The following is a 20,377-nucleotide window of genomic DNA, read 5'->3' as shown; positions in this document are numbered from 1 at the left end:
AGGTTGAAAAGAGATGTTGTTGGCAGGACTGTGTTTCACAAACTGTTTCAGCCACAGCAACAATCTTTCAAGACAGGATGATTTTGGATCATCAACTATTTTTTGAGCTCTTTGGCTACAGTCAAAAGTATTGTGCCGACTGCTACAAGAATATCTATCCATGGCATGGTACCTCCTTTGGAATATTTAAATTTACATACCATAATGGCATTTGCCGATTACAGTATGAAAAACTGAGGAAATCGGACATAAACATTCCCTCATAGATATATGACCAGTTTTTTGAAAAAATTATCACTCTGCATCCCCGTTACTCTGTTTTCTACTCTTTGTTTTTGGATACTGCGATGCTATAATCGAAGAAAATGGATAGAAATTGGAAGGTTTTCGATGGGTCTTACAAAAAAACAGGAGGCATTCTGTATCAATTATGTTGCTACCCGTGATGCGAAGGCTTCTGCATTGAAAGCCGGCTATTCCAAAAGTTATGCAGAAAAAAAAGCGTATGCTCTTCTTGGTAATGAAACTGTTTCCCAGCGTATCGAGGAGCTTGAAAAGGCTTTTTTCAATGAAAGGTTTACCAGACTGGCAATGCGTTCAATGGCAGTACTAGAAGAGATCCTTGAGGGGTATGATGACAGAGCGAGACTGGCTGCAGTCAAGGAGATTTTCAGATTCAACGCACTGGATCGAAAACTGGGACTGGAGGAAGCAAATGAAGCAACAGAATCCGTCCCTGTCACTATAGTTTTCAATGAAATACCAAGCAGAAAAAAAGAGAACAATGAGTCATAAGCCTGTAATCGAATACAAACTCATCGACTACCAGGTTCGATTTTTGCAGGCAAAGCAGAAAATCACTGCACTCATAGGGGGTACGGGATGCGGGAAAACATTTTTGCTGCCTATTGCAATCTTCTACAAGGCACTGGAACACTTTGGAAGTTCCGGTACACCAATGGAAATTATCGTTCTTGCTCCCACTCACAAAATGCTTTTACGAAACCCATTGAAATATATCAGACAAAGATTCGACGAACTTGGTATTCCATATACGCTCAACAAAAGTGAGATGACCATCACATTCTCCTATGGAGTCATTTATCTTATCAGTGCCGAAAGCTATGAGAGTATGCAGGGAATCCATGCTTCGCTAATAGTAATGGATGAAGCCGGTCTTATGGCAAAGCCTGTGTTTGATACAGCACTGCAGAGGCTGGCATTCCACAGCGGGCAGCTCCTGATTCTCTCCACTCCCTACGGCAGCAACCACTGGCTCAAAAGTGAAGTATATGATGCCTGGCTTGAGGGAGACAGCAATATATTTGTTGTCAACCCGCAATCTTCAGACAATCCTTTTTATCCGCTCAGTGAAATAGAAAGAGCCAGGACTATGCTTCCCAAATGGAAATATGAGATGTTTTTCGAGGCAAAATTTACCAAACCGGCAGGACTCATTTTTGAAGAAGTCACCTATATACCAAGATTCCAGCTTCCGCCAAACTGTATCTATTTCAGAGGTCTGGATTTTGGTTTCAACAACCCCAATGCCGTTGTACAGCTGGCGCTTGACCCTAACAACAACGATACTGTCTATGTGGTTGGCGAATGGAAAAAGAGCCAAACAAATATTGATGATCTGGAAGCGGTACTGAAAAAAGGATACGGAACCATCTATGCCGATCCTGCAGGAAAAGATGCACTGGAAACACTGAAGCGTCGGGGACTGCCTATGAGTGTAGCCAAAAAAGACGTCCTTGCAGGAATCAGTATGCTCGATGCAATGTTCAGAAGCAAAAAACTGCTTGTGTTTGACGATTTGTATCAGTTGCAGGATGAACTCTCAACCTATACCTGGCAAGTGGACAGGAATGAACAGCTCACCGACAAGCCTGCCAAAAACAACGATCATCTCATTGACGCGCTGCGCTATGCCGTATTTACGTATGAGGGTGGATATCTGGCAGCCAAGTTTATTGATGCGATGATTGGTCTTAATTATAAAGATAGTTTTTTCTGGTAGGTTGGCAGTTGGTTGTTCAAAATATTTTAAATCAAAAAAGGAGAAAAAAATGATTCAAATAAAAGATTTGTCACAAACAAAACACACTGAATATTGTAATAAAATCTCGCTTATGGTAACGATGGTTTTTGAAGAGCTCTATCGCCTGTATCATAACTGCAACCAGGCACCATACGACTATTACAATGCAGACTATATCATCTCGCCTAAAAACAGATCCTATCACGACGAATACTTTGCCAAGGTCAAACCTCTGGCAATTGAACTGGCTGAGTTGTGGCAACAGGTACTTGCAAACAACCTACCTCTGGATGAAAATGATTTAGAAGTACTTAATGCTATAAAATATAACATTGTCAATGCAAAAGATATGGTGTATCTTGTATGGTATGCAACTTTTTTACTAAAAGCTGTGCGTTCATTCTATGCCAAAAACAATATGAAATGGGATGGAACTGGAAAGCAGTTTTGGAAGGTATAAACTGTCTCCTCTTCCAATAATACAGCTTTTTACCTATCATTGTTTTTCGTTTGCCTTTGGTCACTTGTTTTTGCAAAGTCTGTATATTAACTTCCCTGGTCTGAAATAATTGATAAGATAGAAAAATCTGCTAAGAAATGGATAGCTAAAAACTTACTGTAAGTCTATCTACGTTGATGATTTTTTGCGGTACATAATGCGGTACAAAATAATCTGAAGTTTCCTTAAAGTCCGATTTTATGTGGATTATAGGAAATTCCGTGGTGCGGCAGAGAGGACTCGAACCTCCACGGGATTAACTCCCACAAGGCCCTCAACCTTGCGCGTCTACCAGTTCCGCCACTGCCGCGTTTGAAGTGATGAAATTGTAGCAAAAAAGTTATCCAAAGGCAAGAGCCTTTGGAAGTTTTTTATCCCAAGAAAGGATTTGCGTAAAGAGCAATAAGAGCAATAACAAGTGTATAGATAACTTGCGCTTCGATCATCGCTAGAGCAATGAACATTGTAGTCATTAGCTTACCACCAAGTCCTGGGTTTCTAGCAGTTCCAGCAATTGTAGCAGCTGCAGTATGTCCCATACCGATACCACCACCAGCTGCAGCAATACCAAGACCAACACCAGCAGCAAGTACACTGTAAGCTTGAATCATGCTTTCACCTTCACCTGCAAAAGCGAAACCTACGAATGCAACCAACAAAAGCATCAACTTTTTCATAAAATCCTCCTAATATATTTTGCAAAGTCCGTTCGGCTTGCGTGTCCCTACTTGTCACTTTGCAGTGAAATTGTACAAAAAAGAAATTTAAATGTTATTGAAAAAGCCGCTTTTTTTCCTCTAAAACTTGCAAAAGCTTATCCATATGTAAAGAAAGTCTCTCCCAAGGATTACTACCATTGTGATCAGTAATATAAATATAACGAAATCTCTGCAGTAAAGGTTGCGTAATGTTAAACTCTTGTATATCATAGAGTAGTAATGCACTTTTATTGATATCATCTTTTTCCATAGGTAATACATTTGATTCATGCACCACAATAATATCAGCTATCTTTTCATATTGGCGTGCAATAGTCGTACCTGGATTGAGCACAATGAGAGGAAATTTTTTGCGTGCATAAGTGCACAGATCTCGGTAATATACAAAAGCTTTATTACTACTATTTACTTCATCAAAAAAAATACCCTCTACACCCCATTTTTTATAAAACTTTTCCCATGCATCTATACGCTTTTTAACATCTTCGGGATTCCTCGCAGCATATTTTGTGTATACATAACCCAAGATAGTAATATTTGCTTCATGTAATCTATCGATCATAGAAGCAAAGTTGTACTGTTCAGATCTGAAATCTCCATTAGCTGGATTAACAATGACAAAAAACTCTATTTGAGGATATTTTCTTTTATATGTGAGAAGTTTATCAATCTCTTTATCATTTTCAAGCAGAGGATAGTGATAGAAGGGAATAAGAAGCCCCTCTGCAGCAAAAAGAGTCATGCTCAGAAGCAAGAAGAAAAAAATTTTACCCATTTTTCTTGATAACTTGCTTCAAAGCAAGCTCTATTTTATGCCCTTTTTGGCTAAGTACCTCTACTTCTACTTCGTCTCCACTCTCAACTACATCTTCTACTCTTTCAACACGACCAGAAGAGAGTTTGGAGATATGTAGCAATCCATCAACACCACCTGGAAGCTCTACGAATGCTCCAAAGGATGTAGTACGTTTGACTCTTCCTTTGAGAATTTCTCCAGAAGTAAATTTCACAGGCTCAGGGGTAGGTTTACTAGTAATATTTTCAATATGTTCACACGCAGCTACAACTTTTGGCTTGCTTTTTCCGGTAACCCGCACTTTTCCTTTCTCTCTATCGATATCGACGGTTACCTCAAATTTTTCGATGATCTCTTTGATAGTTTTTCCTGCTTGCCCAATAATCTCTGCTACTTTACTCGGATGGACAAAAATCGTCTCAGTTGTTGGTAAATTCTCTTCATTGATCTCTATCTCATTTTCAGCTTTTTTCATGATTTCTAGAATATGGAGCCTTGCCTCTTTAGCCTGACCTAAAGCCTCTTTTAATATTTCGGGCTTAATTCCACCTAGCTTAATATCCATCTGCATAGCAGTTACGCCTTTGTGTGTTCCTGCAACTTTAAAATCCATATCTCCATCATGATCTTCTAGCCCCATAATATCTGTAAGGATCGCGTAGCGCTCATCTTCGACAACAAGTCCCATTGCAACTCCAGCCACGAGATCCGCAAGCTCAATATTTGCTGCACGCAGAGCAAGAGCACCACCGCATACTGTTGCCATAGATGAGGATCCATTTGATTCTAAAATCTCTGATACAAGTCTGTACGTTTTCTCTTCTGGTACATCTACTACAGGCTCTAACGCTCGTCTTGCTAAATTTCCATGTCCAAGTTCTCTACGTCCAGGAGCACCAATTGGTTTCGCCTCACCTACACTAAATGGAGGAAAGTTATAGTGCACCATAAAATGCTCATACTCTGGACCACTGCTCGTAAGGTTTTCAAACATTTGTGCATCGGTTTTTTCTCCAATAGTACACACCACTAGTGCCTGCGTCTCACCGCGTGTAAAGAGGCATGATCCATGGGCTGCTGGGAGAATATTTGTTTTGATATCGATAGGTCTTACATCTTTGAGCCCTCTTCCATCAGCTCTTTTTCTTTCATTGAGGATCATTTCGCGTACGATTTTTCTTTTATACTTTTCTACTACTTTATAGATGATCTCAAATTCCCATCCCTGCTCTTTGGCTACATCATCTTCAGCAATTTTTTTCGCAATATCACGAAGCAATTGATTGCGCTCACTTTTTGCCATAGCAGTTACTGCATCTTTTATATCCTCTTTATAGATCTCATCAATATAGATCCAAATATTTTCATCAATCGTCTCAGATGCTAGAGGAAGTTCTCGCATCGGTTTAGCAGATTCAATGAAATATTTCTCATACTCCTCACACTCACGGTTAAGAAGTTTTTTACCCTCTTCAATGAGTTTTACAAGCTCCTCTTCATCAACTTCATTGGGCTCTTTTATCATAATAACCTCTTCAGCTAGCGTCGGATCCATGAATGGATCTACTGGCGTAGTAGGTACCACTTCTGTTCTATATGTTCCCAAAGAAGCCATTTCGATCATAAGAAGATCATCTTTCGTTCCTGCAAGATAAAGATCAAGTGTACTCTCTTTGAGTTGCTCTAAAGTTGGATTAAATACCACTTCTTCATCTATTTTAGCAACGCGTATTCCACTTACTGCTTGACGAATAGGTATATCTGAAACATATAGAGCAGCACTAGCAGCTTTCAGTGCTAAAACTTGTAAATCACTCTCTTTATCTGCACTCAGTACCATAACAGTAATTACTACAGGATATAAAAAGCCTTTTGGAAAGAGGGGGCGGAGTGCCCTATCTACGACTCTTGCTGTAAGTGTTTCAAAGTCACCTGGTTTTTGCTCTCTTTTGACAAATCCTCCTGGAATCTTCCCTGCTGCATAGCTTTTTTCAATATATTGCACAGTCAGTGGCAAAAAGTCTTCCTCTACAGGCTCTTCATCTAATACCACAGTTGCAAGCATAACAGTTTTACCACTGCGTAGCAGCACTGCACCATTGGCTTGGCGTGCCACTTCTCCTATTTCATAAATCTCTTTGAGATTATCCATTTCAAACTCAAATCTGCACTTCATCCATATCCTTTCAGAATCTAAATTTATTTACATACTCTTCAAAAGGAAACTGTTTTAAAATCTCCTCTTGGGAAAAACTAAATTTATAATTTTCAATATAGTTTTTAAGTATCTCATATGCATGGTTAATTTGCGCCATTTTTTCGCTCTCATCTCCTCTATCAGGATGATAGCGCTTGCTCAGTTCTCGATAACGCTCTTTTATCTCTTTATAAGAAACCATTGGAGGAAGCCCCAATGTCTCTAAAGCTTCATGGATAAGTGTCACAGGATCTCGTCTCATTTGATAAACGATCCTGCCCCACTAACTGTTCCTAAAAGATACTTCATGTCTTCATCCACAAAATCGAGCCCCATGCCTACAAAAAAGTTACGACATTTATCATTCAAAATATTATCTGCACCAATATAGGCATCTAAATGCTTGAGAAATCTATGGCGATAACGCAGTGTTAGATGGGGTTCATCTCCTCTTACGTCATTTACGGCATTAAAATCGTAAAGATCAACCGAAGCCTCTCCCTTATCATTAAAAAGATAGTAATCTAGTCCTACTCCTCCGGTATTTTCTATCAGTCCTAAACGAAAACGCAAATTTGCATATCTTCTCGCATACTCTGCATTCACATAATAGGCTGCATCTTCATGCTTCTTTGGAGGAATGAAATTTCCGTTTTTATCTTTTTGCGAATAATCATCCATTGATACAATTCCTAAAATATAGTATTTATTAGGTGTCGGAATATAACTCACACTGAAACTGTTTTTATTGTAATTATCATCAATCATATAGAAACTGTTAAAATTTACATCTATTTGGCTCTTTCCTATAGCTGCAAGGTAATTGTCAAGCTTTTTAAAAGAGCTACTTCCACTACTAAAAAAGTTATCTGCAGATTTTATTGCACGAGAGAGCGGTTGTTTATTGTTTTTGAGGATATCTTGCAGATCTTCTTCAATTGTGGCAAATCTGTCCATAAGTATAGGGAGTTTATCTTTAAGATCCTTTCCACTATCTCGTAGATAGAGTGTGATTTCATCTACACGCTGCAATATTTTTGGAAGATCTTTATTGATGCTATCTGCAGTGTAGGCAAATTTATCACTCATGTTTCCAAACTTCTTACCAGCAGCAGCCAACTCCTCACCCATTTTTTTAATATTCTCTATACTTGCACTTATATTATCGTGATTTTTTTTAATAAGTTCTTTGAGGTTTTGCGTGATTTCTTGCAAATTCTCTATACTTTTTTTGAGATCTTCCCCACTTGCGCCAGCGATCGATTTGCGTAACTCTGCTATAAAGCTCTTGAACTCTTTAGCTGCATCGTTAATAGTAGTAGAAGTTTGATCAAAAGATACAAACTCTTTTTGCCTTTGGAGCGTTTGACCTTTTTGCACATACTCTGTTGAACTTCCAGGCTCTATTGCTAAATATTTTGTTCCCAAGAGACTTTGCTGCTGTAAAACAATTATAGAGTCTTGAGGAATTTTTACACCTTCAAAAATAAAAAGTAAGGCTTTGACTTTTGCGCCCTCAAGTCCAAGATCTTTAACAAATCCAACATCTACACCCTTGATTTTTACTTTCGCATTTTTCTCTAATCCACTTGCATCATCAAGCAATGCATAAATTTCATACCCTTTTTTACCTAAATTGGAAAATTTATTTACTTGTGTAGTCAGTAAAAATAAAAACACTAATCCTATAGCAACAAAAAGCCCAACTTTTGCTTCAATTTTCAATTATAATGCCCTTTCGCTCACTGTATCAATGATAGATTTAGAAAAACCACCCAGCGGATAAAACTCCAACCGAAAATAGATTGTATTGTTTTCATACGATCTACTACCCTCTCTTGTGAGAGTTGGCAATACCTCCTCTTTATAACTTATCTCATAACTCCAACACTTTTTTCGCATCCCCCAGCCAATACTCCAATTGCGTGATGTGCCATCTTTTAAATCGTAATCTATTGTAGCAAATAGTTTATATTTTTTTGATAAATTACGACTACCTATAAACCGTATGAAATGAGAATCTCTTTCACCTTTTACTCTATTTTTGTAAAAGTGCGATAAGAACAGCTCTTGTAAATCATCTTTGTAACTGGCTGTAGTCACAGCTTCACTCAATATAGAACGGTTGTGAGAATAGAAGATATCAGTATTAAAAGCCAATCCATTATCAAATTTCACTCCTATTTCGTTTTCAAGATCATCGAGTTTATCTTGTTCATCATAATTAATTGGCTGTACGAGTCTATGATACAACATCTCTTCTCCAGTTTTATCGTAAAAATATTCACTCAGACTTAAAACCACTTTTTTCGCATTATTACCAATATTAATAAAAGGCGCTTGATCTCCTCGTATCTTTTCAAAACTAGGGATGTAGAAGGTTGTATCAAGATGGAGTATATGAAAAAAATCTTTATAATTTTTAAAAAGATCGCTATAGAAAGATATTTGGTGTTGATTGCGATAGATATAGTTATTTTTCCATTTTTTATTAAGATGTTTGTTAACAAAATTGTAATCAGCATAATTGGCAAAAAGATTTTCACTTATAGAAAATCCTAGAAAGTCATCAAAAAAAGTGGTAGTAAAACGTACAGGGATATTGAGTCGATATTCAAGAGCATTTAGTCCCTCTTCACGATAAAAGTGATTGAGCTTGATATCCACATCATAAGAGAAGTGACGATTGAAAAACTGTGTACGATATTTATGATACTGCAACGAAGGTACAAGTTGCAGAGTATTAGCATTATGAGTTTTGCGGTTATCTTTGAAATATTTCATATACATACCAAAATAGTGCTTATTAAAGCTAAAGACATAATTGAGCCTTGAAGTGATTTGAGACTCTACCCCCTCAATTTCTTTGTGTTTTTGCAGATTATAGTAATCAACATCATTATAGCTATGAATATCACTATAAAGGCCATCGTTTTTATAGATATTCTCTTTTGGTGTAAAGATATTTTCATGCTGATAGAATATATCAAGTCCATAATGCTTTCGGTTTTTTATCTTTTCTCTTTGCTGATAACTCTCCTTTTCGTAAAAAACTCCTGTTGTGATTTTTCCAAATGAATCTGGCGAATCGACAAAGCGAAATGTTGAATAAACTCCTTGCCCTCTTTTAGTACGAATTTGGGGAGTAATTTCCAAATCCCACCAGTTTTGCTCAGCAATATAAAATGGCTGTAGATATATAAAGCCTTCATCTTGAGAAATCCCGAGATTTGGACGCAAAAGCCCGGTATGGCGCTGCTTGAGGGTAGAAAATCCGATATAAGGAACATATAAAAGAGGGATATCTTTAGCAAAAAATTGTATATGATAGAGATCTATCCAATGCTTTTTGCGATCAAGTACTCCTTTAGCAAATCCCAGTTTCCAGTCACTGCATCGTACATCACAACTAGAGAGAAAAGCATTTTTTAATTCAATCTTTTGAGGGTTTGCCTTTGCGCTCGTTCCACCAATCCATGTATTAGATCCAAACTCATCAAAAAAAAAGGGTTTTATCAAAACTTTATCATGAATAAGATCAAGAATAGCAAAGTCACTTACTGCACTATATTTTGCATCATCAAGTATAGTGATGTCGCCATAAAATTTAACAATTTGAAGTTTTTTATCGTACTCGGCTCTATCTGCTTCTATGTGATAGCTCTTATATTCCACTACCACACGTTTTTTTGCTACTACTTGATTTTGCTGTGCTTCTACTTCATAACTGTAGATTCTAACAGGCACCTCTTTTGCAAGAAGTGCCACACAGAGACAAAAGAGAGAGAAATATTTAGGACTCATTTACTTGCAAAGCTTGATAGGCGATATCTGTTCTAAATTTTTTCCCTGCAAAATGTACCTGTCCCGTTAGCATATATGCATAATCTCTTGCTTCTTTGATACTATCACCAATTCCAACACAGACCAAAACTCTTCCACCTGTTGCATAGAGTTTACCTTCAATCAGACTCACTCCTGCAAAACAGATATGGGCACGCTCTGCAAGTTCTTTGTGTACTATTTCATCAATGATAATCTCACTCGGTTTACTCTTGCCATAAGGATAGTTTTCACTTGCCATTACCACACCTACAGCATATTTATCATAAAACTCAATATCTAATGAGTCAAGCTGTTTTGTAGCAGCTTTATAAAAAAGCTCACTTGCAGGAGTTTTGAGAAGTGGCATCAATACTTCACACTCAGGATCTCCAAAGCGCACATTATATTCAAGTACATAAGGCTCTCCACCAACTATCATGAGTCCTGCAAAAAGCACCCCTTCATAAGGGACACCCTCTTGTGCCATTCCTTCAATGGTAGGTGCTATTATCCTCTCTTCAATCTTTTTATAGAGCTCTTCATCAATAAGTGGCGTTGGTGCATACGCTCCCATACCGCCAGTATTTGGCCCCTTATCTCCATCTAAAAGTCTTTTATGATCTTGGGCTGCTGGAAGTATTTTGTAGTTTTTTCCATCACATACAGCAAATATGCTCAACTCATACCCATCGAGATACTCCTCAACTATAACTCTCTCCCCTGCAGGCCCGAAAGCTTCACCACTGAGCATACTTGCAGCTGCTTCTTTTGCCTCTTCTTTGCTCTGTGCAATAATAACTCCCTTGCCAGCGCACAATCCATCTGCTTTTACTACAATAGGAGGAGTAAGCTCATCTATAAACGCTGCAGCCTCTTCCATAATAGATGTTTCGATATAGCGTGCAGTTGGAATATTATATTTTTTCAAAAAATTTTTCATATAAATTTTGGATCCTTCCAAAAGCGCAGCCTTTTGGGTAGGGCCAAAAATTTTTAATCCATATTTTCTAAAGATATCTACAATGCCTTCAACCAATGGTGCTTCAGGGCCTACAACAGTTAAATCAATACCTCTTTGCCCGGCGAATTTTGCCAATTCTTCAAAATCACTTATCTCTACATTTTCTCCAAGTTCAAGGGTGGCACCATTTCCAGGAGCAAAAAAAATCTCTTCTACATTTTTATCTTTTTTGAGTGCTAACCCTATTGCATATTCGCGGCCACCACTGCCTACAACCATGACTTTCATATTTTTGATACCTTTATTGAAGAGTTGTGGGTATAAACAAAAAGCCCAAGCGGGCGTTCACGCAATGCAATGGTCCCTAAGACCATAATTAGAGAGAGCGAGTCTTGGATTAGGCGGCAACTTCTCGCTAAGACACCTTAGCTCAAGCGAAGTCGCCGACACACACCAAGAACTACTGGCCTCTCTCAATCTCGCGATTGTCGGACCCCCATACTGCGGGTAGCGCACCGCTCAGGCTCTTATGCAATTATAACAAAATTTACCCAGTAAAACCTTAGGAATTACCTATAATATCAACAATCTCTTGTAAACTCTTTTGTGAAAAGAGCTTATAGGAAATATCTGCTGGCATATACGCAGCAGTTTTAGTACCTATTACAGCTGCTTGGTAGCTAGGATCCCATGTAAAACAGCGAAAGAAGCACTCAATAGTCGAAGGAGAAGAGAAGATGATTGTTGCACCTTTTTCTGGCTTATCAAGTGATTTGCACTCTTCACAAACTGTCTGATAAATTATCTTTTCATCAATACTGATTCCATGTTGTGATAAAATTCCTTTGATATCACTGAGACTCTTTTTCCCTCGCACTAAAAGAAACCGACTATTTTTATCAAATCTTTGAGCTATCTCTTTGGCAAAATCCTCGCCATAAAAACTCTTTGCCTTATATATAACTTTACCACCCAACTGCTCTATAGTCTTTGCAGTGGCTTTTCCAATAGCTAAAGCTGGAATCTTTTTCCAAAGGGGATTAAAATGATTGATAATTTTTACGCTATTTTTGGAAGTAAAAATTAGATAATCAAAACCGTCTACCTCAATAGAAGAAACAAGTGGAATCTGTTTGATGAGGGGGAGCTTTTTAGCTCCCTTAACATCACTATCAGAGAGGATATAAATAGTCACCCTACTCCCACTCTATTGTTCCTGGCGGTTTGGAAGTAATATCATAGACTACGCGATTAATACCATCTACTTCATTAATGATACGATTGCTAATAAGCTCTAAAAGATCATGAGGTATATGGGCAAAGGTTGCGGTCATACCATCACTACTCTCTACAATTCTGAGTGCTACTGTATTTTCATATGTGCGTTTATCACCCATAACTCCGACGCTTTTGACATTGAGCAACACCGCAAAACTTTGCCACAGTTTCTCATAGAGCCCATGAGCTTTTATCTCTTCAAGCAAAATAGTATCGGCCCTTCGTACAAGCTGTAAAGACTCTTCGTTAACTTCTCCTAAGATCCTGATTGCAAGTCCCGGTCCTGGGAAAGGATGACGATAGACCATCTCTCTTGGTAATCCTAGCTCTAAACCCAATTTTCTTACTTCATCCTTAAAAAGTTCACGTAAAGGCTCAATGAGCTCAAACTGCATCCAATCTGGGAGTCCTCCAACATTGTGATGCGATTTTATTGTCTCACTTGGCCCTTTAACTGAAACTGACTCAATTACATCAGGGTAAAGCGTTCCTTGTGCAAGATACTTCACATCTTTATGCTTTTTAGCTTCCTCTTCAAAGAGTTCAATAAATGTGTGGCCTATGATTTTACGTTTTTGCTCTGGCTCAGTCACACCTTTGAGAGCCTCTAAAAATTTCTTTTGCCCATCGATAACAACAAGAGGCACTTGAAGCATATTCTTAAAGACATGCTCCACTTTTTCTCTCTCACCCTCACGCAAGAGCCCATTGTCTACAAACACAGGAATAAGCTGATCTCCAATAGCTTCATAGAGCAGTGCAGTCACAACAGAGCTATCAACACCACCACTGAGTGCGCACAATACTTTATCATTACCGACTTGCTTGCGGATCTTTTCTATTTGCTCTTTAGCAAAATGCCCCATATCCCATTTTGACTCAATCTTACAAATACGACGGGCAAAATTTTCTAAAATCTTTTGTCCCTCTTCTGAGTGCGAGACCTCAGGATGAAACTGCAAAGCATAAATTTGCTTTTGCTCATTAGCAATGGCTGCATAAGGAGAATTGTCAGTATGAGCTATCCGTACAAAACCTTCAGGAAGTTCTTCTACTTTATCCCCGTGACTCATCCATACAACCTGCCCATCTTTTGTACCTTCAAAGAGGGGTGAAACGTGTCCGTGAATAGGATCAAAATAGAGTTTGGCCTTGCCATACTCATGATGCAGCGCGCGGATCACCTCTCCACCAAAATCAACAGTAATCAGCTGCATGCCATAGCATATACCAAGTATTGGCAATCCCAAATCATATATCGCTTTATCTACCCTTGGAGCGTCAGGCTCATAAACACTTGCAGGTCCTCCACTAAAAATAATTCCTTGCGGGGATTTTTCTTTGATCTTTTCAATATCTTCAAAATAGGGATATATCTCACAATAAACCCCAACTTCTCTGAGTCTTCTTGCAATAAGTTGCGTATATTGTGAACCAAAATCGAGAATTACAATAGGAACTTGCTTCATCTATTTCCTTTTAATATAGACCTAAAATCTCAAACTGAATATACCATAAAATAATAGAAAGCACATAGCCGGCTAAAACTGTCCATGCATACTTCATATGTGCGCCAAATGTGTAGATACCTTTGAGTCTTCCCATGACACCCACGCCAGCAGCACTTCCAAAACTAATAAGACTCCCACCAATACCAGCAGTAAGCGTTACAAGAAGCCACTGATCTATTCCCATTGGTGGATTGGCTTTCAAAATTGCACTCATTACAGGAACGTTATCGATGATTGCAGAAATAAATCCAACACCAATATTGCCAGCAGTTGGTCCTATAATGTCATAGAGTTTGACGACATATTCAAGATAACCCATAAAATGGAGTGCTCCCACTGCACTCAAAATACCAAAGAAAAAGAGCAACGTATCATTTTCTACATTTTTCATATTGACATAGACATCGAAGTGATCTTCTTGGTTTTTGCGTTTATGCAAATAAGAATACATCTTCAAAAGAGCCAAACCAAACATCATGCCCCACATTGCAGGAAAATGGAAAAGTTGGTGACCTAAAACAGCTATAAAAATAGTAAATGCTCCAAGCCAAATAACCACTTTTGCTCCCGGTTTGAGCTCTGCTTTTGGCAAACTTGCATCAAAATGGGGCTCACCTTGTGGTACAAAAAATGAAAGTAGCCAGGCTGTCAACACCCATCCTGCAAAACTTGGTACAAAGAGATAGAGAAAATCTACAAACTCTCCCTTCCCTGCAGTCCAGGCCATCAAAGTAGTAATATCACCAAAAGGGCTCCATGCACCCCCCGCATTTGCCGCAACTACAATATTAATTGCTCCTGGAACTAAAAACTGCGTTTTTGTTTTATCAATTGTAAAGAGCACTGTTGAGAGAATTAGTGCTGTTGTTAAGTTATCTGCAACAGGAGAAATCCAAAAAGCAAGTGCTCCAGTTATCCAAAAAAGCTTTTTATAACTATACCCTTTTGAAGTGAGCTTATATTTGAGTACATCAAATACTTTTCTCTCAATTAATGTCTCAATAAAGGTCATAGCTACAAAGAGAAAAAAGAATATCTCTGCAATTTCTAAAATAAGCTTTTCCATCTCATTATGCAGTGGTTCTGGATCGAGATGGTTTAAAGTAAAATAGATACCTAACAGCATAAACATGAGCGTACCAATAAGCAAAGCAGGCTTGGCTTTGTTCATATGGAACTTCTCTTCAGCCGCTATAAAATAGTAGCCAACTATAAAAATAACGAGGTTAAGATATCCTACCCACGTCTGTGTCAAATGAATTTCATGCATTTATTCTCCTTCAATCTTCTCTATAGTGTGCACCTATACTCTCTTTTCTCTTCAGTGCTGCTTCTATTATCGCTTTTGCACTCAAAATTCTTAACTGCAAGAGATGACCAATATCTTGTGAAGCTATCATCTTAACAGTTTCCAAAGCTTCCAGTAGATCCTTTTTATGTCTTACAATTCCTACCTTCTCCCACATTGTGCGGCGAAGAAGGGATTTATACTCTTTATCTTTGCTTTTGGAAAGTAAAAAGTTACGAGATTTGAACTCTTTAAAAGTAAGGTTAACATTTTGAAGCAGCGTATCTTCTATAGCACGTTTAGAAAATACAAGCCCTTCAAGCAAAGAGTTACTCGCCAATCTATTTGCGCCATGCACACCAGTACAAGCTACTTCACCAATTGCATAGAGATTTTGCATGCCTTCAACTTTACCCCAAGTATTAGTAGCAATACCACCCATAGCAAAGTGAAATGCTGGAGAGATAGGAACCTGCTCATGCGGTACTGCAAATCCTAAATTGCGAAAATTACGGTAAATTGTTGGAAAGCGTTTTTTAAAAAACTCTTCACTAAAGTTCTCAAAATTAAGATAGACTTTGTGCCCTTCCCTTTGATACTTATAAATAGCACGACTCACAATATCGCGTGGAGCTAGCTCCCCTCTTTCATCATACTCAAACAAAAATCTATAGCCATTTTCATCAACAATCGTTGCCCCCTCACCTCGCAATGCTTCAGTGAGAAGATACTTTCTTGCTCTTGTGTTGTAGACAAAGACCGTTGGATGGAACTGGGTAAACTCCATATCTTTTAGACGCAGCCCCTTCATAGCTACAAGACCTTGCAAATCTGCACTAATTTTTTTGGCATTAGTGTGATATTCATATAGAGATCCTATACCGCCACTTGCAAGAATGACATAGTTAGCATATACGTTAAACTGCTTTGCCCCTTGTCTCACAGTAACGCCATAGACTCTATCTTCTTCAATGAGAAGATCTATAACAATAACACCCTCAAGCACTTTTGCCTTGCAGTGCTGGAGTAAAAATTTATGCAGTTCTCTTCCTGTGGCATCGCCTCCTGCATGAAGTATACGTGCTTTAGAGTGTGCTGCTTCTTTTGTAAAAAGAAGATTACCTTTTTCATCTTTATCAAACTCAAAGCCACGCATAATGAGATCCTCTATGACTCCAATGGAGTTGCGACTAAGAATCTCTACTGCTTCTTTATTGCAAAGACCTGCTCCAGCTTTGAGTGTATCTTCAATATGAGCCGGAATATCACTCTCATCGATTGCTGTTGCTACACCGCCTTGCGCATAGAATGTATTACATTCCCAAATGGGATCTTTTGAGAGTATGAGTACTTTTTTATTTTGTGGGATATTCAAAGAGGCATAGAGCCCAGCAATTCCAGCTCCAACAATAATATAATCATACTGCATTATCTCTTTTCCTGCTGTTTTTGATAGACGGGGTCAGCTTTATATCCGCAACCGCTCAAAGCCCCCATCAAAAGTGCTATAATTATGGTATGAAAAATCCAAATACTATATTTTCGCATCTCTATTCCAATCAACCAAAATTTGTTTATCAGCGATGTTTTCAAAGAATTATGAAACTTCTTCCCCAACGTTTCCAAGATCATATTCTTTACATATATAAAAAGCAAGGAACCCTCTACTTTGTACTCAACCATCCTGGCTTTGTTATGGAGTTCAATTATAATAAAAAACATATAAATGAGGTATTAAAACTTGCAAAAAAAGAGTATATTTATTGTCAAAATCTCGAATTTTCACAAATTAAGTGCTATGCCAAATTTCGCCCACCAAAACAGGAGCAATCCCAAACTTCATTACAAAAATACAAAGAGCGAGCAAAAGGAGAGTTTGCTATAGAAGTCAAAAATGAAAAATTAGCCGAGATTCTTTTACGCATCAAAGAGAGTATCAAAAAAAATGCAGCAGCTCAAAGAGAAAATTAAAAAGCTCCCTGACCAACCAGGCGTCTATCAATATTTTGATGCGCAGGGAAGACTGCTTTATATCGGCAAAGCTAAAAGCCTCAAAAAAAGGGTCAAAAGCTATTTTCGCTTCACCCCATTTGCACCAGCTCCAAACCTCTCACCTCGCATATATAAAATGGTAAATGAGATCAAAAATCTCGAATATATTGTTGTCTCTTCTGAAAATGATGCTTTGATACTCGAAAACTCCCTTATTAAACAGCTCAAACCAAAATATAACATTCTCTTGCGGGATGATAAAACCTATCCCTATATTTATGTAGACTTTGCAGAAGATTTTCCAAGGCTAAAAATTACACGCAAAGTTCTTGCAGGCAAAAAGGTAAAATATTTTGGTCCATTTCCTAGTGCAGCAAAAGATATTGTAGACTCTATTTATGAAATATTTCCCCTTGTGCAAAAAGAGTCCTGTATAAAAGGAAAAAAAGCTTGCCTCTTTTATCAGATGCAAAAATGCCTTGCACCGTGCGAGGGAAAAATTTCAAAAGAGGAGTATAGAAAAATTCTCGATGAAGCGATTGCACATATCCACAATAAAAAACTGCTTTTGCAAAAACTTGAGCAAAAGATGCTTGCACTCTCTGCGCAACTGCGCTTTGAAGAGGCTGCTCAGATAAGGGATCGCATAGATAAAATTCGCGCTATTGAGTTCCAAAGTGAAATAGATTTTGCAAAACTCCAAGATATAGATGTTTACGCTATTGCTTCAGACAAAACCCAAGCTGCAATCGTAAGAATGTTTATGCGCGAAGGAAAAGTAGTAGCTAGCAGCTCAAATATTGTGCGCATTGATGAGTATAAAGGTTTTGACAAAGAAGAGGCTTATAAAAGAGTACTTTTAGAATTTTATACTACACAAACTCCGCTTACTGCTTCTTTGATAGTAGTTGCGGAGGATTTTGAAGCAAGAGAGGAGTTAGAGAATTTTTTAAGTCAAAAATTTAACAAAAAAATAACTATAGTACACCCCAAGAGAGGCGAAAAGCGAAGACTTGCAGATATCGCGCAACTCAATGCAAAAGAGATTCTTGCAAAAAGCAAACCAAAAAGCGATATTGAAGAACAACTCCAAAACCTTTTAGATCTTAATAGCAAACCCTACCGCATAGAGGTTTTTGACAACTCTCACATCAGCGGCTCCATTCCAGTTGGAGCGATGATAGTCTATGAAAATGGAGCATTTGATAAAAAAAGTTACCGCCACTATAATCTGCACGCGCAAGATGAATATGCACAGATGAAAGAACTCCTCACTCATAGATGTGAGAGTTTTGCAAAAAATCCTCCCCCAGATATGTGGCTCATTGATGGGGGTGAGACACTCAGAAGACTTGCACAAGATATTGCGCAAAGCTTCGGTGTATCTATCGATGTCATAGCAATTGCAAAAGAGAAGATAGATGCAAAAGCCCACAGAGCAAAAGGAAAAGCTAAAGATCTCATATATACACAAAATGGCGTTCTTCGACTCCTTCCAACAGACAAAAGATTACAATTTTTACAAAAGTTACGGGATGAAGCACATAGATTTGCCATTACTTTTCATCGCAAACAGCGCAGTAAAAAAGCTAAAGAGCTCGAACTTCTCAAAATCTCTGGTATAGGAGAAGCAAAAATTCGCAAACTTCTTAACTATTTTGGAAGTTTTGAAAATATTCGCTTAGCCAGTGAAGAGGAGCTATCAGATGTCCTTAACAAAAAAGATGCAAAAAATATCAAAAAAAGCCTCAATTAATTTAAAATTTCAGATTATTATGGAATAATATAAAAAGATGAGAATAAAGTGAGGGCCTGGAAGTGATTTTATACGATGCGCAAAAGAGAATCATCGCCATCAATGAACAGACATTAGAGATGTTAGGGTACTCTTCACTGGAAGAGTTCAAAAAAGAGGTAACAGATCTCTCACAATTTTTTGTAAAAAAACCAGGATATATCCATCAATTTAGAAGTTTTCACTGGATAGATTATGTCTTAACTAATACCACAGTGACACATAGAGCCCTCCTTCAAACAAAAGATGGTAAAGTCCTCGAAGTTTTCCTTAAAGTTACTCAACTTGGTTCACTGCATAATCTCTCAAATTACTATCTTGTTACATTTGAATTTAACACATTCAATGAAGAGTGCATAATTGCCAATATACAACCTCAACAATCACAAGTAAAACCGACGCAACCTGCAACCAGTGCCCCTGCAATGCAACCAGAGCCAGAATATATTAATATTGAAGAAAAAGAGATGCCCTCTTTGGATCTCGAATCAATCTCTATCGAACTCAATCTTGATCAAGAGATTATTTTAGATTTCATCAAAGAATATATTAGCCATGCAGTTGAAAAACTAGATGAAATAAACAGTTTTATAAAAAAAAGAGACGCCAAAAATCTCTATAGCACTATTCATACACTCAAAGGTGTAGCAGCAAACCTTCGCCTTAAACCAATTCAAGAGGTTCTCTCACAAGTTAAAAAAGAGTCTTCTATAGAAGAGATGGTAGAAAAACTTCAAGATTTTTACGCCTATATAAAATATTTAGCAAAAGAGTTCAATGTAACAATAGACAAAGAGCTTAAACTTTTTAATCCCAATGTACTCACACCATCAGCCACCACTCATACTCAAGAGCAAAGAGAAGAGCCATCTTCATCTAACGAACAACCATCGTCAGTCAAAGGTGAAGTAATTGAAGAGGCTGCCACTGAGCTTGGACTCTCGTTAAATGAGTATCAAGAGTATCTTAAAGAACTTATCAATGAAATTAAGCTCAATCTTGCATATAATAACTATAATGAACTTCACAAACTTGCATCTTTTGCACGAAATCTCTATCTCCAAGAGTGTGCCAAATATCTTGATCAAGTCAATGTGAATCAAAATCCAGAGCTTGTCAAAAAATGTATACAAGATCTTGAGTCTCTCAAAAAAGAGCCAAGCCCATTTACTATCTCTTTAGAAGAGCTGCAAGATTCTTTAGAATTGACACAAATTGACAAGGATGATTTCATTGAAATCCTTGAAGATCTCATAATCGAGCTTAAAACTCTCAACAGTATCAAAATGCGCAAAGAAAAATTCTTAAAAAAAGCAAAACAGCTCAAAAGTGTAGCAGAGAGTCTACGACTAAGTAATCTCGTTTTACTTCTCAACAATATTATTTCCAACTATCCACTTAATGATATTTTAAGTAAACAACTTGAAGACGCAATCAGCTCTTTAGAAGAAAATATACGAAAACTTTGAAGG

17 protein-coding genes and 1 tRNA gene are annotated in these 20,377 nt (G+C 37.8%); 6 read left to right on the top strand and 12 right to left on the bottom strand.

All coding sequences use genetic code 11. The annotated features are described in order from the left end of the window. Positions 1–390: 390 nt before the first annotated feature. Genes NITER_RS01175 through NITER_RS01165 form a run of 3 tightly spaced genes read left to right on the top strand, consistent with a single transcriptional unit; the run spans position 391 to position 2,504 of the window. Entirely contained in the window at positions 391–795 is a 405-nt protein-coding gene (locus tag NITER_RS01175; protein ID WP_159445337.1) for a terminase small subunit, read from the top strand. Continuing rightward, entirely contained in the window at positions 785–2,023 is a 1,239-nt protein-coding gene (locus NITER_RS01170; protein WP_159445338.1) for a terminase large subunit, read from the top strand. The genes NITER_RS01175 and NITER_RS01170 overlap by 11 nt, the downstream gene beginning before the upstream one ends. A gap of 49 nt (positions 2,024–2,072) precedes the next feature. Beyond that, complete coding sequence (locus NITER_RS01165; protein ID WP_084276458.1) at positions 2,073–2,504, top strand: hypothetical protein; 432 nt, start codon at positions 2,073–2,075, stop codon at positions 2,502–2,504. Positions 2,505–2,765: 261 nt separating this feature from the next. Here NITER_RS01165 and NITER_RS01160 read toward each other — a convergent pair. The 12 genes from NITER_RS01160 to nadB all read right to left on the bottom strand — a co-directional run bounded on the left by NITER_RS01160 (position 2,766) and on the right by nadB (position 16,547). Continuing rightward, a tRNA-Leu gene (locus NITER_RS01160) sits at positions 2,766–2,853 on the bottom strand. Positions 2,854–2,914: 61 nt separating this feature from the next. Beyond that, positions 2,915–3,220, bottom strand: coding sequence for a F0F1 ATP synthase subunit C (locus NITER_RS01155; protein WP_084276459.1), 306 nt, complete (start codon positions 3,218–3,220; stop codon positions 2,915–2,917). A 94-nt stretch (positions 3,221–3,314) separates the two neighbouring features. Continuing rightward, a complete protein-coding gene (locus NITER_RS01150; RefSeq protein WP_084276460.1) occupies positions 3,315–4,037 on the bottom strand; it encodes a spherulation-specific family 4 protein in 723 nt (240 codons plus the stop codon). Next, positions 4,030–6,234, bottom strand: coding sequence for a polyribonucleotide nucleotidyltransferase (locus tag NITER_RS01145; protein ID WP_084276461.1), 2,205 nt, complete (start codon positions 6,232–6,234; stop codon positions 4,030–4,032). Before NITER_RS01145 ends, NITER_RS01150 begins: the two co-directional genes overlap by 8 nt. 10 nt (positions 6,235–6,244) lie before the next feature. Next, on the bottom strand, positions 6,245–6,517 hold the full coding sequence (locus NITER_RS01140) for a J domain-containing protein (RefSeq protein ID WP_084276462.1): 273 nt from the start codon (positions 6,515–6,517) through the stop codon (positions 6,245–6,247). After that, positions 6,514–7,980, bottom strand: coding sequence for an MlaD family protein (locus NITER_RS01135; RefSeq protein WP_084276463.1), 1,467 nt, complete (start codon positions 7,978–7,980; stop codon positions 6,514–6,516). The genes NITER_RS01140 and NITER_RS01135 overlap by 4 nt, the downstream gene beginning before the upstream one ends. Then, positions 7,981–10,059: an LPS-assembly protein LptD gene (locus NITER_RS01130; protein WP_143779653.1), complete on the bottom strand. Its 2,079-nt coding sequence runs from the start codon at positions 10,057–10,059 to the stop codon at positions 7,981–7,983. Then, on the bottom strand, positions 10,049–11,329 hold the full coding sequence (gene purD, locus NITER_RS01125) for a phosphoribosylamine--glycine ligase (RefSeq protein WP_084276465.1): 1,281 nt from the start codon (positions 11,327–11,329) through the stop codon (positions 10,049–10,051). Before purD ends, NITER_RS01130 begins: the two co-directional genes overlap by 11 nt. Positions 11,330–11,603: 274 nt before the next feature. Next, positions 11,604–12,236 carry a uroporphyrinogen-III synthase gene (locus NITER_RS01120; RefSeq protein WP_084276466.1) on the bottom strand — a complete coding sequence of 211 codons (633 nt, stop codon included), beginning with the start codon at positions 12,234–12,236 and terminating at the stop codon, positions 11,604–11,606. Between the two features lies 1 nt (position 12,237). Next, entirely contained in the window at positions 12,238–13,788 is a 1,551-nt protein-coding gene (gene guaA, locus NITER_RS01115; RefSeq protein WP_084276467.1) for a glutamine-hydrolyzing GMP synthase, read from the bottom strand. Positions 13,789–13,798: 10 nt separating this feature from the next. Beyond that, positions 13,799–15,100, bottom strand: a complete 1,302-nt coding sequence (gene nhaD / locus NITER_RS01110; RefSeq protein ID WP_084276468.1) for a sodium:proton antiporter NhaD — start codon at positions 15,098–15,100, stop codon at positions 13,799–13,801. Positions 15,101–15,110: 10 nt separating this feature from the next. Next, positions 15,111–16,547 (bottom strand): L-aspartate oxidase, encoded by a 1,437-nt coding sequence (gene nadB / locus NITER_RS01105; protein WP_084276469.1) that lies wholly within the window; start codon positions 16,545–16,547, stop codon positions 15,111–15,113. 89 nt (positions 16,548–16,636) lie between these two features. Here nadB and NITER_RS01100 point away from each other — a divergent pair, with 89 nt between their 5' ends. The 3 genes from NITER_RS01100 to NITER_RS01090 all read left to right on the top strand — a co-directional run bounded on the left by NITER_RS01100 (position 16,637) and on the right by NITER_RS01090 (position 20,374). Next, the gene (locus NITER_RS01100; RefSeq protein ID WP_143779654.1) at positions 16,637–17,089 is read left to right on the top strand and encodes a hypothetical protein; all 453 of its coding nucleotides are present in this window, start codon (positions 16,637–16,639) and stop codon (positions 17,087–17,089) included. Further along, positions 17,064–18,866, top strand: coding sequence for an excinuclease ABC subunit UvrC (gene uvrC, locus NITER_RS01095; RefSeq protein ID WP_084276472.1), 1,803 nt, complete (start codon positions 17,064–17,066; stop codon positions 18,864–18,866). Before NITER_RS01100 ends, uvrC begins: the two co-directional genes overlap by 26 nt. A 62-nt stretch (positions 18,867–18,928) precedes the next feature. Next, positions 18,929–20,374 carry an Hpt domain-containing protein gene (locus NITER_RS01090; RefSeq protein WP_084276473.1) on the top strand — a complete coding sequence of 482 codons (1,446 nt, stop codon included), beginning with the start codon at positions 18,929–18,931 and terminating at the stop codon, positions 20,372–20,374. Positions 20,375–20,377: the final 3 nt, after the last annotated feature.

Origin of the sequence: Nitratiruptor tergarcus DSM 16512 (assembly GCF_027946175.1) — a bacterium.
Classification (GTDB): Bacteria; Campylobacterota; Campylobacteria; order Campylobacterales; family Nitratiruptoraceae; genus Nitratiruptor; species Nitratiruptor tergarcus.
The sequence above is the reverse complement of the archived record's forward strand: the minus strand, read 5'-3'. Positions and strand labels throughout refer to the sequence as shown.